The organism is Pseudomonas sp. CAN1, from assembly GCF_030462585.1.
Lineage (GTDB): Bacteria > Pseudomonadota > Gammaproteobacteria > Pseudomonadales > Pseudomonadaceae > Pseudomonas.
In genome coordinates this window covers 32,491-48,251 of the sequence record NZ_JASMRU010000014.1, presented here as the reverse complement: position 1 = coordinate 48,251, position 15,761 = coordinate 32,491, and the positions used below count along the sequence as shown (strand labels likewise).

Here is a 15,761-nt window from a genome sequence, read left to right as displayed (position 1 = left end):
CGCTCCTACGCTAGCCCTGCCCCCTGTGCTAACGGGCCACCCCAGGACTCAGGAGAACTTCCACCCCGCCGTCGCCAGCCGCGTATCCAGCGCGGCGAGATCGGCCTCCACCCGCGCCGGAGGCTCCGGCATGTAGGCCAGCGGGTCGGGCAGCGTGGACGCCTGGCCGAGGAAGCCTTCGGTCGCGGCATGCAGGCAGTAGGCGCTGTAGGCCGGGTTGTAGCCGCCCTCCTGTACCACCAGCAGGCGTCCCTGGCAGAGCTCGTCGGCCAGCGCGCGGGCGCGGCGGGCCAGTCGGTTGAAGCCCTGCATGGTCACCAACTGGCGGCCGTTGGGGTCGAACTGCGAGGCGTCGAGGCCGTTGGCGATGATCAGCAGGTCCGGCTTGAAGGCGCGCAGCGCCGGCTCGACGAAGCGGCTGAAGACCATCTCGTAGAGCTGGTCGCCCGAGCCCACGGGCAGCGGCAGGTTGAGGTTGCTGCCCAGCCCGGCGCCGTAGCCACGCTCATCCGCCGCGCCGCTCTGCGGGTGGCTCGGGCCCCAGGCGCCGTGGTCCATGTGCAGGGACACGGTGAATACCGAAGGATCGTCGTAGAAGCCTTCCTGGGTACCGTTGCCGTGGTGCACGTCCCAGTCGACGATGGCGACCCGTTCAAGTCCCGCCGCCTGGGCGGCGCGCGCGGCAACCCCGACGTTGTTGAAGAAGCAGTAGCCGTCGGCCATCGCCGGCGCGGCGTGGTGGCCCGGCGGGCGCACCAGGGCCATGGCCGGGTTGCCGGTGGCCAGCACGCTTTCCAGCGCCAGCAGGCTGGTGCCGGCGGCGGCCAGCAGGCCGGCGAGGCTGCCGGCGGACATCAGCGTGGTGCTGCTGAAGCGCTTGCCCTGGGCGTCCGCCTCGAAGATGCCGCGCAGGTAGTCGGCATCGTGGAAGCGCAGCAGCTCTTCTTCGCTGGCGTGGCGACCTTCGTGCCAGCGCAGCGAATCCGCGACCGGCCCGCGCTGGAGGATGGCGCGCATGTTGAGCAGCCGGGGATTGCTCTCCGGGTGCAGCAGTTGCTCGGCCAGCAGATCGCTGGGCGGCGCCTCGAACACGCCGGCGGCGGTGTCGTGGCGCAGCACGTCGTCGTGCCAGAAAATATCCATCGTGTGACTCATCGGAAACCCTCGGACTTCATCACTGCGCCCGCAGACGCAGACACGCAACACGAATTCGCCCCCGGCATTACGCGGACCGGGGGCGAACCTCCATCAGTCGATAATGGTCAGCTCAGGCGGCAGTTCCGACAGGCTCGCCGAGCCCTTCTCGCCGCACAGCACGGTATCGCCGAGCTTGATGCCGAAGCCTTCGTTGTACAAGGACAGGTTGGGCTCGATGGAGAACGACATGTTCGGCTGGAACACGTGGTCGTCGGCCTCGTCCACCATCATCGCTTCCAGCCAGGTCGGCGGGTAGGCCAGGCCGAGGCTGTAGCCGATGCGGTGGACGCGGGTGCGCGACAGGTCGATGCGGTCGAGGATCTGGTTGCACACGCGGTTGGCCTCGCCCACCGGGGTGCCCGGCTTGGCGATGTCGATGGCGGCGTTGAACGCCTCGGTGAGCAGGGTCGCGACTTCCTTCACCCGCGGACTGGGTTTGCCGATCACCGCGGTACGCATGAGGATGGCGTGGTAGCGGTTGCACACCCCGGCGTGTTCGAGGATCACCACGTCGCCATGGCTGATGGTCTGGCGGTGCGGCATGGCGTGGGTCATGGTGCTGCGGCGGCCGGTGGCGCACATCGGGCTGATCGCCGAGTACTCGCTGCCGGCGCGGCCCAGGGCGTTGGCGACGATGCCCGCCACTTCCACCTCGGAAACGCCCGGACGCAGCGCCTCGAAGGCCGCCAGCATGCCCTGGTCGGCCATGCGCGCGGCGCTGCGCTGGTACTCGATTTCCTCGGCGGTCTTGATCAGGCGGTTCTCGGCGACCAGGGGGCCGGCGTCCTCGAAGCGCGCTTCGGGCATGTAGCCCAGCAGCGCGTTGTACTGTGCCGGGGAGAAGGTCGAAGCGGTCATTTCCAGGCCGATGCGCGCCTGGGACAGGCCGGCCTGGGCGAGCACGTCGGCGACGATCTTCAGCGGGTCCTGCTTGGCGATGTCATAGAAGATCGCCTCGTTGATGCACGACAGCTCCCAGGTGCAGGGCTCCTCGCTGGTGCGGGTGAGGAACACCGGCTCCGCCAGCTTCGGCGAGATGATCAGCGCCTGGTACCAGAGGAAGCCCAGGCTGTCGAAGCCGGTGAGGTAGTTGATGTTGTCCGGGTAGTTGACCACCAGGGCATCCAGGCCACGATCGGCCATGCGGTGTTTGACGGCTTCGACGCGTTGACGGTAGGTGCGCGCGGGGAAAGCGGTAAGCATGGGGATTCCCTCCTCAGGGACAAGGTGCAAGCGACAGGCAGTTCGACTGGTCGCCAACGTGGCGACCGGATGTAAATCGGGGTGAGTCAGGAAGGCGGCTGTCGGCGCTCCAGGTACATGCGCAGCAGCATCACCGCCAGGGTGAGGACGATCATCAGGGTGGACACGGCGGCGATCGCCGGATCGAGGTTGTAGCGCAGGCCGTCCCAGATGCGCTTGGGCAGCGTCACCACGTTCAGGCCGCTGGTGAACAGGGTCACCACCACTTCTTCCCAGCTCATCACGAAGCCCATGAAGAAGCCGCCGAGGATGCCGCCACGGACGTTGGGCAGCAGCACGTGCCAGAGCGTCGGCCAGAGCCCGGCGCCGAGCGAGCGCGAGGCCTTGTACAGGCTCTGGTCGAGCCGCGCGTAGGCCACCAGCATGGCGATCACCGAGTACGGCAGCGCCATCAGCAGATGGCCGAAGCCGACGCCCAGCAGGTTGTCGAGAATGCCCAGGCGCGCGTCGAGGTAGTAGATCGACATGGCCGAGACCACCTGCGGGACGATCATCGGCAGCAGCACGATCAGCGTCAGCACGGTGCGAAAGCGCCGCTGCAGCCAGATGCCGGTGGCGAACAGGAAGGCCAGCGCGGTGGACAGCGCACCGACCACCAGTGCCAGGCCGAGGCTCTGCAGGATCGACACCAGCCAGGCGCCGTCGAACAGCGTCGCGTAGTGGCGCAGCGACCAGCCGCCATCCGGGAAGGCCAGGTAGCGCTGGTTGCCGAACGACAGCGGCACGATCACCAGGATCGGCAGCAGCAGGAACAGCGCGGACAGCGCCAGCGCGGTCCAGGACAGCCAGCGCCCCAGCGGCGGGCGCGGCAGTTGCGGCTTTTTCACGCCCTTGGGCATGGCGGAGAGATAGGTTCCCTGCGGAGTCACAGCTCAGTCCTCCCGAGCAGGCGGCGGAAGCCGATGAGTTGTCCGAACAGCAGCGCGCAGCCCACCACCAGCAGCATCAGCACGATGCTCAGCGCGGCGCCCAGGCCCCAGTTGGAGAGCTGGAACATCTGCACGTAGATGTACTCGGCGAGCATCGCGGCCTTGCCGCCGCCCAGCAGCGCCGGGGTGACGAAGCAGCCGAGGCTGAACACGAAGACGATGGCGGACGCGGCAACCACGCCCGGCAGGGTCAGCGGGATGAAGATGTCCTTGAGCGTCTGCCAGTGGCTGGCGCCCAGGCTGCTGGAAGCGCGCAGCAGGCTGTCGTCCACCTGCTTCAGCGAGGACAGCAGCGGCAGCACCGCATACGGCACCATGAAGTGCACCATGCCGATCAGCGCGCCCAGCTCGTTACGCACCAGCGGCGGCGGCGCGTCGAACCAGCCGGTGGCCATCAGCCCCTGGCTCACCAGTCCTCCATTACGCAGTAGAACCAGCCAGGCGAAGGCGCGGATCAGCATCGACAGCCAGAACGGCAGCAGCACGAACAACTCGATCAACTGCCGGCCGCGCGGCGTCGCGAAACGCCAGCGGTAGGCGATCAGGTAGGCGATGGCGACGCTGATCGCGGTGGTCAGCAGGCAGATGCGCAGGGTGCGCCAGATCACCGCCTGCAGGTTGGCGTTGTCGGCGATCGCCGCGTAATTCTGCGTGCCCCATTCCGGCAGGCTGAAGCTCCAGCCCAGCRCGCCGAGGGTCGGCAGCAGGTAGCCGACCACGACGAGCACAGGCAGGGGCAGGATCAGCAGGCCGTAGACCGGCAGCACGCCCGGTGCGAAACGTCGCATCTCAGCCACCGATCAGCGCGAGGTAGCGCTCCAGGGTTTCGCCGTAGTGTTCGGCGTGCCACTTGTTGTTCAGCGACACCTGCTTCTTCAGGTTATCCGGCGCGGTGGGGTTGATTGCCTGCAGCTGGGCGCTGAGCAGGTCGTTGGCCTTGAGGTTCACCGGGCCCATGTTGTAGACCTCCATGAGCTTGGCCTGGACTTCAGGACGAAGGGCATAGGCGATGAAGTCCATGGCCGCCTTGGCGCCGGCCGGGTTGTTCTTGGGCACCATCCACACCGAGGGCGAGACGATGCCGCCGTCGAAGCTCCAGTCGATCTTGCCGGCGGTGTCGTTCTTCACCAGTTCGGCGCGGGTGTGCCACATCTGCGCCATGCTCACCTCGCCGTCACGGATCAGCTGCTGCGATTCGGCGCCGGTGGACCAGTGGGTGGCGATGTGCGGCAGCAGCTCCTCGATCTTGCGCAGGGCACGGTCGACATCCAGCGGGTAGAGCTGCTCCGGCGGCACGCCGTCGGCCAGCAGCGCGCATTCGAGGTTGGCGCTCATCCACTTGTAGAGGGTGCGCTTGCCCGGGTACTTCTTCACGTCCCAGAAGTCCGCCCAGGACTTGGGCGGGTTCTTGCCGAACTGCTCGTGGTCGTAGCCGATCACGTAGCTGTAGGTGTAGTTGGCGAGGCCGAAGTCATGCACGTCGCCGTAGCCGATCAGCGACTTGTCGACGATGCCGTAGTCGATGGGCGTGAGGAACTTGTCCTTGCCCAGCCGGTAGGACGAGTACATCTCGCCGTCGCACACGTCCCAGCGCACCGCGCCGCTGCTCACCTGAGTCTTCAGCGCGCCCTCGGTGGGGCCGCTGCCGTCCACTTTCAGGGCCAGCCCGGAGGCCTGGTCGAAGCCGCCGAAGCTCTTCTCGAAGGCCGGCACCGCATCACCGCCCCAGTTGGCCAACACGAGGCTGCCGCCGGCGGCGAAAGCCCGGCCACCGGCGCCGAACGGCAGTGCGCTGGCGGCGGCGAGCAGCAGCAGGCTGCGGTTGAAATCGCGGCGGCTGATGCCGGCGCGCTCGCCCTTCTGGGCGGCGATCTCGATGGCGTCTTCGATGAAGCCTTGGCCTGCTTTTATAGAGTCGCTCATGTGATTGCTCCCCGATCGTTTGTTTTCGTTATGGGTTTGTCAGGCGGACAACAGGTGGCAGTGCTGCGGCGACCAACTGCACCAGTAGCGCTGGCCGCTGCGCAGACTGCTTAGCAGCGGGTGCGATACCGGCAGGCGCAGGTCGAGGCGATCGCCCTGCTCCAGGGTCAGTTCGAGGTTGACGTGGGCACCCTGGTAGGTCGCAGGGCCCGCGGTGGCGCAGAGGCCGTTGTCGCGGCCGGCGTCCTGCAGCGGGCGCAGGTCGATGTGTTCCGGGCGCACTGCCAGCCAACTCTTGCCGCCCTGGCCGGCATTGGCCGTATTGGCCACGCGCAGGTGCTGGCCACGGAAATCGCAGAGCGTGGCTTCGGCTTCGCGACCGACCACGCCAACCTCCAGCAGGTTGGTATCGCCGAGGAAGTTGGCGACGAAGCGGCTGGCCGGGCGCTCGTAGACCTCGCGCGGGGTGCCGACCTGCTCCAGGCGGCCCTTGTTGAACACGGCGATGCGGTCGGACAGCGCCAGGGCTTCTTCCTGGTCGTGGGTAACGAAGACGAAGGTGGTGCCGAAGTCCTTGTGCATGCGCGCCAGCTCGCCCTGCATCTCCTGGCGCAGGCGACGATCGAGGGCGGACAGCGGTTCGTCGAGGAGCAGCAATTTCGGTTTGAACACCAGCGCGCGGGCCAGCGCCACACGCTGTTGCTGCCCACCGGAAAGCTGGCTGATACCACGCTCGCCCATGCCGGCCAGGCCGACGCGCTCCAGCACCTCGGCGACGCGGCGCTCGATCTCGGCGCCCGGCACCTTGCGGATGCGCAGCGGGTAGGCAACGTTCTGCGCCACGCTCATGTGCGGGAACAGCGCGTAGCCCTGGAACACCACTCCGAATTCGCGCTGGTCCGGCGACAGGTGGGTGATGTCGCGACCGTCCTGCTCGATGCGCCCTGCGCTGGGCTCGACGAAGCCGGCGAGCATCATCAGCGTGGTGCTCTTGCCCGAGCCGGAAGGCCCCAGCAGCGTGAGGAATTCGCCCTGGCGGATGCTCAGGCTGAGGTCGCTCAGGACCTGCAGGTTGCCGTAGCGCTTGCCCAGGCCGAGCAAGTCGACGAAATGCTGCATGGCGGATCTCCAGCCGTTTGTTCTTGTGTTGGGGTGTTGGCTTCGGGTCATCTTCTGTGCAAATTTAACTAACGACAATTCAATAGTTTTCCACCTGAATCGTTAGTCAAATTCACGGAAAGGGCCTTTTCATGCGTCAGAACAGTGCGTTTCGCTTGCCATCCCTGATCGCCCTGCGCGCTTTCGAGGCGCTGGTCCGCCAGGGCAGCATCAGCCGCGCGGCGCTGGAGCTGCACGTTACCCACGGGGCGGTCAGCCACCAGGTGAAGAAGCTCGAAGAGGAGTTGGGCGTGGCACTGGTGGAGCGCCAGGGCAAGGGTGTCAAGCTGACCCCGGCCGGGCGCCAGCTGAGCCAGCAGATCAGCAGCGCCTTCGACCAGTTGCGCGACATTCGCCGTGCGCTGCCCACCGAGGAACCGGCCGGCGAGCTGCGCATCGCCTGCGCCCCGGCGCTGCTGGCGCGGGTGTCATCGCTGCTGGAGAAGTTCCTGCGCAACTACCAGGAGGTCGCCCTGCATCTGCTGCCGATGAGCAGCGACCTGGGCGAGGTGGACATGGTGATTTCCTTCGGCGAGACCCACATCGAAGGCCAGCGCTTCGCCGCGCTGGGCGACATCCGCTACTTCCCGGTGTGCAGCCCGCGCCTGCTCAACACCCAGGAACACCTGCGCAAACCCCGAGACCTGGCGCGCCAGGTGCTGCTGCACGAGGACGACGGCTTCGACTGGAGCCGCTACTTCCTGGCCGCCGGGGTGCCCGGCCTGCAGGCGCGGCAGAACGTCTTCCTGCCCGACGCCTACCTGACCATCCGCGCCGCCGTGGCCGGCGGCGGCGTGACCATCAGCGACCACATCCTCGCCGGCGAGGAGCTGCATCAGGGGCGCCTGGTGCGCCTGTTCGACATCGACTTCCCGGCGCCCCATCCCTACTTCCTGATCATCCCGCCCCACGGCAACCAGGCCCTGGCGCGGGAGTTCGCCGACTGGTTGCTGCATGAGCTGGAGGCGATTCCGGCGTTTGATTGAGATGGTTGTTCCGTTCACAGGAACGTCAGGAGAAACACGCCGTAGGATGGCGTGGAGCGAAGCGATACCCATCGATTGCGGCGCACCGACAGCATGGGTATCGCAAGCTCCACCCATCCTACGTTCAAGCTCCATCGTGATATCGATGCAGCTCGTAGGGCGCATAACCCGGAACGGGTGATTCGCCGATACCACGGCGGCGGATAACGCTGGCGCGTTATGCGCCCTACGGATCGGCGTTGCCAGAGTTTGACCTGTGCCGTGCCGTTCGCGAGCAAGCTCGCTCCTACGAGGAGCAAAAGAAAACGGCGCCCGAAGGCGCCGTTGTAAGCTCAGCCAAACCTCAACCGTGGGACTTCTTGATGATCGCCTCGGCGATATTCGCCGGGGCCTCGGCGTACTTGGTGAACTCCATCGAGTAGCTCGCCCGCCCCTGGGACATCGAGCGTACGTCCGTGGCATAGCCGAACATCTCGCCCAGCGGCACCTCGGCGCGGATGACCTTGCCCGCCGGCGTGTCTTCCATGCCCTGGATCAGCCCGCGCCGGCGATTCAGGTCGCCCATCACGTCGCCCATGTAGTCCTCCGGCGTCACCACCTCGACCTTCATCACCGGCTCCAGCAGTACCGCGCCGCCTTTCTGCGAGAGCTGCTTGGTGGCCATGGAAGCTGCGATCTTGAACGCCATCTCGCTGGAATCGACATCGTGGTAGGAGCCGTCGAACACCGAGGCCTTCAGGCCGATCAGCGGGTAGCCGGCGAGCACGCCGTTCTGCATCTGCTCCTCGATGCCCTTCTGGATCGCCGGGATGAACTCGCGCGGGATCACCCCGCCGACCACCTCGTTGACGAACTCCAGCCCATCCTTGCCCTCGTCGCCCGGCTCGAAGCGGATCCAGCAGTGGCCGAACTGGCCGCGGCCGCCGGACTGGCGGACGAACTTGCCCTCGATCTCGCACTTCTTGCGGATCGCCTCGCGGTAAGCCACCTGCGGCTTGCCGATGTTGGCCTCGACGTTGAACTCGCGACGCATGCGGTCGACGATGATGTCCAGGTGCAGCTCGCCCATGCCGGAGATGATGGTCTGCCCGGTTTCCTCGTCGGTTTTCACGCGGAACGAGGGGTCTTCCTGGGCCAGCTTGGACAGGGCGATGCCCATCTTTTCCTGGTCGGCCTTGGTCTTGGGTTCCACCGCCACGGAGATCACCGGATCGGGGAAGTCCATGCGTTCGAGGATGATCGGCTTATCGATGGAACACAGGGTGTCGCCGGTGGTGACGTCCTTCATGCCGATCAGCGCAGCGATGTCGCCGGCGCGCACTTCCTTGATCTCCTCGCGCTGGTTGGCGTGCATCTGCACCATCCGACCGACGCGTTCCTTCTTGATCTTCACCGAGTTGAGCACGGCGTCGCCGCTGCTCAGCACGCCGGAATAGACGCGGGCGAAGGTCAGGGTGCCGACGAAGGGGTCGGTGGCGATCTTGAACGCCAGCGCGGAGAACGGCTCGCTGTCGTCGGCGTGGCGCTCCAGGTGCTTCTCTTCGTCGTCCGGGTCGGTGCCGTTGATTGCGGGGATTTCCGTCGGCGCCGGCAGGTAGTCGATCACCGCGTCGAGCACCAGCGGCACGCCCTTGTTCTTGAACGAGGAGCCCAGCACCGCCGGGACGATCTCGTTGGCCAGGGTGCGCTGGCGCAGGCCGGCCTTGATTTCCTCGACGGTCAGTTCCTGGCCTTCGAGGTACTTGTTCATCAGCTCGTCGTTGGCTTCGGCGGCGGCCTCGATCATGTGCGCGCGCCACTCGTCCGCCAGCGCCTGCAGCTCCGCCGGAATCGGTTCCTCCGTGTAGCTGGTGCCCTGGTCGGCGTCGTTCCAGACGATGGCCTTCATCTTCACCAGGTCGATCTGCCCGGCAAAGGTTTCCTCCGAGCCGATGGCCAACTGGATCGGCACCGGGGTATGCCCCAGGCGCTGCTTGATCTGCGCCACCACGCGAAGGAAGTCGGCGCCCTGGCGGTCCATCTTGTTGACGTAGGCCAGGCGCGGCACGTGGTACTTGTTGGCCTGGCGCCAGACCGTCTCGGACTGCGGCTCGACGCCATCGGCGCCGCTGAACACCACCACCGCGCCGTCGAGCACGCGCAGGGAGCGCTCCACCTCGATGGTGAAGTCCACGTGACCGGGGGTGTCGATGATGTTGAAGCGGTGCTTGTGTTCGTACTGCTTGGACGAGCCCTGCCAGAAAGCCGTGGTCGCCGCCGAGGTGATGGTGATGCCGCGCTCCTGTTCCTGCACCATCCAGTCCATGGTCGCCGCGCCGTCGTGCACCTCGCCCATCTTGTGGTTCACACCGGTGTAGAAAAGGATGCGCTCGGTCGTCGTGGTCTTGCCGGCGTCGACGTGGGCGACGATGCCGATGTTGCGGTAAAGCTCGATGGGCGTGGTGCGAGCCATGGTGTGCTCCGTATCTGCTGGGTGACTGCCGGGCCTGCTGCTGCGGGTCCGTTGCCTGCGCGGGACGGCGGGAGGAAGTGCGGCGTATGAAATTTCTGCGCACAACAGGCTCAAGGTAGCGCGTCTTCGTGGCAATTCCAGTGACGGCCCCTCGCCGCTGTCGCCGTCCGACCGGCTGCGCGGCGGCGGCATTGCGCTCGGCAGGGGGAAAACCATAAAATGATAGGCATTCTCAAATGAAAATCTGACGCACGCACTGTGGCCCTCGTCGAAACCCCGTCCCCGCAGCATCTGCACACCCTCTACAACGAGCACAACAGCTGGCTCCAGCAGTGGCTGCGCGGCCGGCTGGGCAACGCCTGGGATGCCGCCGACCTCGCCCATGACACCTTCCTGCGCCTGCTGCGACGGCCGCTGGAAGATCTTGGCGAGCGCCCGCGTGCGCTCCTCACGCATATCGCCAAAGGCCTGCTGGTGGACCGCTGGCGGCGTCAGGAGATCGAGCGTGCGTACCTGGAAAGCGTCGCCGCGTTGCCCGAGGAGCTGGTGCCTGGCCCCGAGGCGCGCGAGCTGATCCTCGAAGCGCTGGAACGCATCGACGCTGCCCTCAGCGAGCTACCGTCGCTGACCCGCGAGGCCTTCCTGCTGTCGCAGCTGGACGGCCTCACCTACCCGCTCATCGCCGAGCGCCTGGGTATTTCCCTGGCCAGCGTGAAGCGCTACATGCGTGCCGGCTTCGTCGCCTGCCTGAGCGCCACCTGATGCGCGAGCAGCCGCTCGACCCCGGCATCCTCGGCGAAGCCGCCGACTGGCTGGTGCGCCTCAACGAACACCCGGCCAGCAGCGCCGACCTGCAGGCCATCGAACAATGGCGCGCACGCAGCGCCCAGCACGCCGAAGCCTGGCGCCGCGCCGAAGCCCTGTTCGGCGGCCTGCGCCAGCTGCCGCCGGGCCTCGGCCGGCAGAGCCTGCAGCGCAGCGGCCTGAGCCGCCGGCAGATGCTCAACCGCCTGGGCGTGCTGATAGCCGTGGCGCCGGCCGCCTGGCTGGCCGCGCGACAGTTGCCCTGGGCGGAATGGAACGCTGACCTGCGCACCGCCGTGGGCGAACGCAAGCACCTGCGCCTGCCCGATGGCAGCCAGCTCACGCTGAATACCGACAGCGCGGTGAACGTCGCCTTCAACGCCGGCGAGCGACGCTTGAATCTGCTCGAAGGGGAAATCCTCGTCGACGCCCTGCCCGACCCGCGCCCCTTCCTCGTCGACAGCCGCCACGGCCTGCTGCGTACCCCGGCTGCGCGCTTCAGCCTGCGCGACCTGGGCGATGCGTGCAGGGTCGCGGTACTCGACCAGGAGGTCAGCGTCGAACTGCCGGGCTATGCGAGCCAGGTGGTCGGCGCCGGCCAGCAACTGGTGTTCGGCGCACAGGGCTTCCAATCGCTGCAGACGGCGGACGCCAACGCCAGCGCCTGGGAGAACGGCATGCTGCTGGCCCAGGGCATGCGCCTGGACACCTTGCTGAGTGAGCTGGGCCGCTACCGCAGCGGCTTCCTGCGCTGTGACCCGCGCCTGGCGAACCTGCGCGTGACTGGCGCGATCCCGCTGGGCGACAGCGACGCCGGCCTCGCTCTGCTGGCGGACATGCTGCCGGTGAAGCTGCGGCGGATGACGCGTTATTGGGTCACCGTGGAACCGGCGTGAAAGGCCACCCCCGTAGGGCGCATAACCTGGAACAGGTTATCCGCCGGCACCCCCATGGCGGAGAACGCTGGCGCGTTATGCGCCCTACGAACTGCCGACCGTAGTTGCCATGAGCACCTTTGTAGGATGGGTGGAGCCTAGGCGATACCCATGCTGTTTACGCTCGGGCCGATGGCTATCGCTGCGCTCCACGCCATCCTACAAATGGCCCCTCTGAAATTTTTTCGCCCACCCCTGACACCTTTTCCAATCTCGCCCGGTGAAGAGGAAGACAACCTCTATTTGCCGACAGGAACACTCCATGCTCCTCCGCTCCCGCCTCCGCCCGCACTCCCTCGCCCTGGCCGTCGGCCTGGCCCTGACCGGTGGCGTCGTGCTGCCTACCCTGGCCGCCGAGGCTGCCAGCCAGCAGCGCCAGTACGACATCGCCCCCGGCCCGCTGGGCGAGGTGCTGGCGCGCTTCGCCGCCCAGGCCGGCGTGCCGCTGGCGTTCGAGGCGCAAGCGCTGAACAGCCAGCAGAGCAATGGCCTCAAAGGCAGCTTCGCCCCCGAGCAGGGCCTGGAGCACCTGCTTGAAGGCAGCGGCTACCGCCTGGTGCGCAAGAGCAGCGGCTACGGTGTGGAGGCCGCTCCCGATGACAGCGGCGCGCTGGAGATGGACGCCACCACCGTCAGCGGCGCCGCGCAGCGTCCTGGCGATCTGCCGCCCGCCTATGCTGGCGGCCAGGTCGCCCGTGGCGCGCAGCTGGGCATGCTGGGCAACCAGGACATCCAGGACGTGCCCTTCAGCTTCGCCAGCTACACCGCCAAGACCATCCAGGACCAGCAGGCGCAGACTGTCGGCGACGTGCTGCTCAACGATGCCTCGGTGCGCCAGGGCAACGGCTACGGCAATTTCTCGCAGATATTCGTCATCCGCGGCCTGCCGCTGAGCACCGACGACGTCTCGCTCAACGGCCTGTACGGCGTCACCCCGCGGCAGATCATCGGCACCGAGTCGCTGGAGCGCGTCGAGCTGTTCAAGGGCCCCAACGCCTTCATCAACGGCGTCACCCCCAGCGGCAGCGGCATCGGCGGCGCGGTCAACCTGCAGACCAAGCGCGCCGAAGACACTCCCACCCGCAGCGTGACCCTGGGTTACGGCAGCGACAACCAGATCGGCGAACACCTCGACCTCGGCCAGCGCTTCGGCGAGGACAACCGCTTCGGTGCGCGGGTCAACCTGGCCCAGCGCGAAGGCGAAACCGGCGTCGATGACGAGAACCAGCGCTACAAGCTGGCCACCGTCGGCCTCGACTACCGTGGCGAACGCCTGCGGGTGATGACCGATTTCGGCTACCAGAAGCAGCGCATCAACCAGGGCCGTCCGGTGGTCTACGTCGGCAGCGGCGTCACCAGCATCCCCCACGCCCCGGACGCCGACCACAACTACGGCCAGTCCTGGAGCTACTCGCAGCTCGAAGACACCTTCGGCATGTTCCGCGCCGAATACGACCTCAACGACAGCTGGACGGCCTACCTCTCCGGCGGCGCCAAGCACACCCGCGAGAACGGCGCCTACTCGGCCCTGACCCTCAACGACAACACCGGCAATGCTGGCGGCGGCACCATGGACGCCACCCACGACGAGGACAACAAGAGCGCCATGGCCGGCCTCAACGGCCACTTCGCCACCGGCCCCGTCACCCACCAGATGAACCTCAGCATCGCCGGCATCTGGGCCGAACAGCGTAGCGCCTACACCATGGCCACCAAGCGCTACCCGACCGACCTCTACAACCCGGTGCAGACGCCCAAGCCCGCGCCGACCCTGGCCGGCGGCGACTACAGCGACCCCGGCATCGTCGGCAAGACCCTGAACAAGAGCGTCGCCGCCGCCGATACCCTGGGCTTCCTCGACGACCGCGTGCTGCTGACCCTGGGCGTGCGCCGCCAGAGCATCGGCACCGACGGCTGGAGCTACGTCGGCGCGCGTACCGCCAACTACGACGAAGCCATCACCACGCCGGTCTACGGCCTGGTGGTGAAGCCCACCGAGTACCTGTCGCTCTATGCCAACCGCATCGAAGGCCTGGCCGCCGGCCCGACCGCCCCCAGCAGCGCAGCGAACTTCGGCGAAGTCTTCGCACCGAACCGCTCCAAGCAGGTGGAAGTCGGCGCCAAGCTGGACTTCGGCAGCTACGGCGGCAACCTGGCCTTCTACCGCATCGAGCAGCCCTTCAGCACCACCGACCCGGACTCGAAGATCTTCAGCGTCGACGGCGAGCAGGAAAACCGCGGTATCGAACTGAACGTCTTCGGCGAACCGGTCGACGGCCTGCGCCTGCTGGCCGGCGGCACCTGGATCGACACCGAACTGAAGAAGACCGCGGGCGGCAAGACCGACGGCAACCGCGCCGTGGGCGTGCCGACCTTCCAGTACAATCTGGGCGCCGACTGGGACGTACCCGGCATCCAGGGCGCCGCCATCAATGGCCGCATGCTGCGCACCGGCGGCCAGTACCTGGATGCGGCCAACGACCTGAGCATTCCGGCCTGGACCCGCTTCGACCTCGGCGCCCGCTACGCCTTCAAGGTGGACGAGCGCGACGTGACCCTGCGCGCCAACCTGGAGAACGTCGCCAACAAGTCCTACTGGGCCTCGACCATCGGCGGCTACCTGACCCAGGGCGACCCGCGGACCCTGAAGCTGTCGATGACCGTGGACTTCTGATTTCCCCATGCGACAGGGAAGTCGCAATCTATTATTTATCAATAGCTTACGTAGATTTATTGATAAACAACTTTACACACGATTCGCCATTTCCGCCCTGCCCGATCCGCTGCAAGTCCCGAACGACGGGGCCTGTAGCAATACTCACGGGCCGTTCGCTGCGCACGTTCCTGAAGTGAATCGTTAAAAAATACATAATCAATATAAATCATGTAGTTACGAATACTTTCTATACAACAACTTAAGAAACCGAGCGGCTCGGCCGCCCCGCCACTGGAACGAACCCCGCTTCCGGGTCCATGCTTGAGGCTCGCCCATTTGCCGGAGATCGCCCCCATGAGCGATGCCATCACCATTGATTTCGTCTCCGACGTGGTCTGCCCCTGGTGCGCCATCGGCCTCAACGGCCTGCTCGAAGCCATCCGCCGGGTGGATGGCGAGCTGACCGTGGAACTGCGCATCAAGCCCTTCGAACTCAATGCCGACATGCCCGCCGAGGGCGAGGACCTGGTCGAGCACCTGCAGCGCAAGTACGGCAGCACCGCCGAGGAAATCGCCCGCAACCAGGAAAACCTGCGCGCCATGGGCGAGGAAGTCGGCGTGCACTTCGACCTGAAGAAACGCGGCCGCATCTACAACACCTTCGACGCCCACCGCCTGTTGCACTGGGCCGCGGAATCGCGCCGCGACATCGCCCTCAAGCAGGCGCTGCTGCATGCCTACTTCGGCGAAGGGCGCGACCCGAGCGACCCGGAAGTGCTGCTGGAAGTGGCCGTCAGCGTCGGGCTGGACGCCGTACGCGCACGGGAAATCCTCGACAGCGATGCCTATGCCGACGAGGTGGTGGCCGAGGAGGACTTCTACACCAGCCACGGCATCCGCGCCGTGCCCTCGGTGATCCTCAACGGCCGCCAGCTGATCTCCGGCGCACAGAGCACCGACTACTACGAGCAGGCGCTGCGCCAGGTGGCGCGGCAGGCGCCTTTGCCGCAGTGAGCTTTCCGCCCACTCGCACAAAGCCCGCCCCTCGCGGGCTTTGTGCTTTTGGTAGGAGCGAGCTTGCTCGCGAACAGGGTTTCCAGGCCGCACCAGCGTCAAGCGGGTTCGCGAGCAAGCTCGCTCCTACAGGTCATTCCCGCCGCCGTGCGCCTGCCGCGAGGGGCCGTAGGGCGCATAACCTGGCACAGGTTATCCGCCGGTACCCACACGGCGGATAACGCTGGCTCGTTATCCGCCCTACGCAAGAAGGAAATGAACTATCTCGCGCGGGATTTTTGCTTTTGGTAGGAGCGAGCTTGCTCGCGAACAGGGTTTCCAGGCCGCATCAGCGTCAAGCGGGTTCGCGAGCAATGGCTAGGCGCCCCCCTCGCTCCTACAGGTCATTCCCGCCGCCGTGCGCCTGCCGCGAGGGGCCGTAGGGCGGATAACCTGGAACAGGTT

12 protein-coding genes are annotated in these 15,761 nt (G+C 66.6%); 5 read left to right on the top strand and 7 right to left on the bottom strand.

From position 1 onward, the window contains the following. Window positions 1-48: 48 nt before the first annotated feature. The 6 genes from QO207_RS18535 to QO207_RS18510 all read right to left on the bottom strand — a co-directional run bounded on the left by QO207_RS18535 (window position 49) and on the right by QO207_RS18510 (window position 6,431). On the bottom strand, window positions 49-1,143 hold the full coding sequence (locus tag QO207_RS18535; protein WP_301533785.1) for a hypothetical protein: 1,095 nt from the start codon (window positions 1,141-1,143) through the stop codon (window positions 49-51). Window positions 1,144-1,248: 105 nt separating this feature from the next. After that, entirely contained in the window at window positions 1,249-2,400 is a 1,152-nt protein-coding gene (locus QO207_RS18530; protein WP_301533784.1) for a Xaa-Pro peptidase family protein, read from the bottom strand. 86 nt (window positions 2,401-2,486) lie between these two features. After that, on the bottom strand, window positions 2,487-3,329 hold the full coding sequence (locus QO207_RS18525; RefSeq protein ID WP_301533783.1) for an ABC transporter permease: 843 nt from the start codon (window positions 3,327-3,329) through the stop codon (window positions 2,487-2,489). Then, window positions 3,326-4,177 (bottom strand): ABC transporter permease, encoded by an 852-nt coding sequence (locus QO207_RS18520; protein WP_301533782.1) that lies wholly within the window; start codon window positions 4,175-4,177, stop codon window positions 3,326-3,328. The genes QO207_RS18525 and QO207_RS18520 overlap by 4 nt, the downstream gene beginning before the upstream one ends. Window position 4,178: 1 nt before the next feature. Continuing rightward, the gene (locus tag QO207_RS18515; RefSeq protein WP_301533781.1) at window positions 4,179-5,312 is read right to left on the bottom strand and encodes an ABC transporter substrate-binding protein; all 1,134 of its coding nucleotides are present in this window, start codon (window positions 5,310-5,312) and stop codon (window positions 4,179-4,181) included. Window positions 5,313-5,351: 39 nt separating this feature from the next. Next, window positions 5,352-6,431 (bottom strand): ABC transporter ATP-binding protein, encoded by a 1,080-nt coding sequence (locus tag QO207_RS18510; protein ID WP_301533780.1) that lies wholly within the window; start codon window positions 6,429-6,431, stop codon window positions 5,352-5,354. 131 nt (window positions 6,432-6,562) lie between these two features. Between QO207_RS18510 and QO207_RS18505 the strand changes: the two genes are divergently transcribed. Beyond that, window positions 6,563-7,456, top strand: a complete 894-nt coding sequence (locus QO207_RS18505) for a LysR substrate-binding domain-containing protein (RefSeq protein ID WP_301533779.1) — start codon at window positions 6,563-6,565, stop codon at window positions 7,454-7,456. Window positions 7,457-7,799: 343 nt separating this feature from the next. On the opposite strand, the gene fusA is transcribed toward QO207_RS18505, so the two are convergent. Next, a complete protein-coding gene (fusA, locus tag QO207_RS18500) occupies window positions 7,800-9,908 on the bottom strand; it encodes an elongation factor G (protein WP_301533778.1) in 2,109 nt (702 codons plus the stop codon). A gap of 258 nt (window positions 9,909-10,166) precedes the next feature. Here fusA and QO207_RS18495 point away from each other — a divergent pair, with 258 nt between their 5' ends. The 4 genes from QO207_RS18495 to QO207_RS18480 all read left to right on the top strand — a co-directional run bounded on the left by QO207_RS18495 (window position 10,167) and on the right by QO207_RS18480 (window position 15,317). Further along, the gene (locus QO207_RS18495) at window positions 10,167-10,670 is read left to right on the top strand and encodes a sigma-70 family RNA polymerase sigma factor (protein ID WP_301533777.1); all 504 of its coding nucleotides are present in this window, start codon (window positions 10,167-10,169) and stop codon (window positions 10,668-10,670) included. Further along, on the top strand, window positions 10,670-11,608 hold the full coding sequence (locus tag QO207_RS18490) for a FecR domain-containing protein (RefSeq protein ID WP_301533776.1): 939 nt from the start codon (window positions 10,670-10,672) through the stop codon (window positions 11,606-11,608). The genes QO207_RS18495 and QO207_RS18490 overlap by 1 nt, the downstream gene beginning before the upstream one ends. A gap of 301 nt (window positions 11,609-11,909) precedes the next feature. Continuing rightward, a complete protein-coding gene (locus tag QO207_RS18485; protein WP_301533775.1) occupies window positions 11,910-14,321 on the top strand; it encodes a TonB-dependent receptor in 2,412 nt (803 codons plus the stop codon). Between the two features lie 336 nt (window positions 14,322-14,657). Beyond that, window positions 14,658-15,317, top strand: coding sequence for a DsbA family oxidoreductase (locus tag QO207_RS18480; protein ID WP_301533774.1), 660 nt, complete (start codon window positions 14,658-14,660; stop codon window positions 15,315-15,317). Window positions 15,318-15,761: the final 444 nt, after the last annotated feature.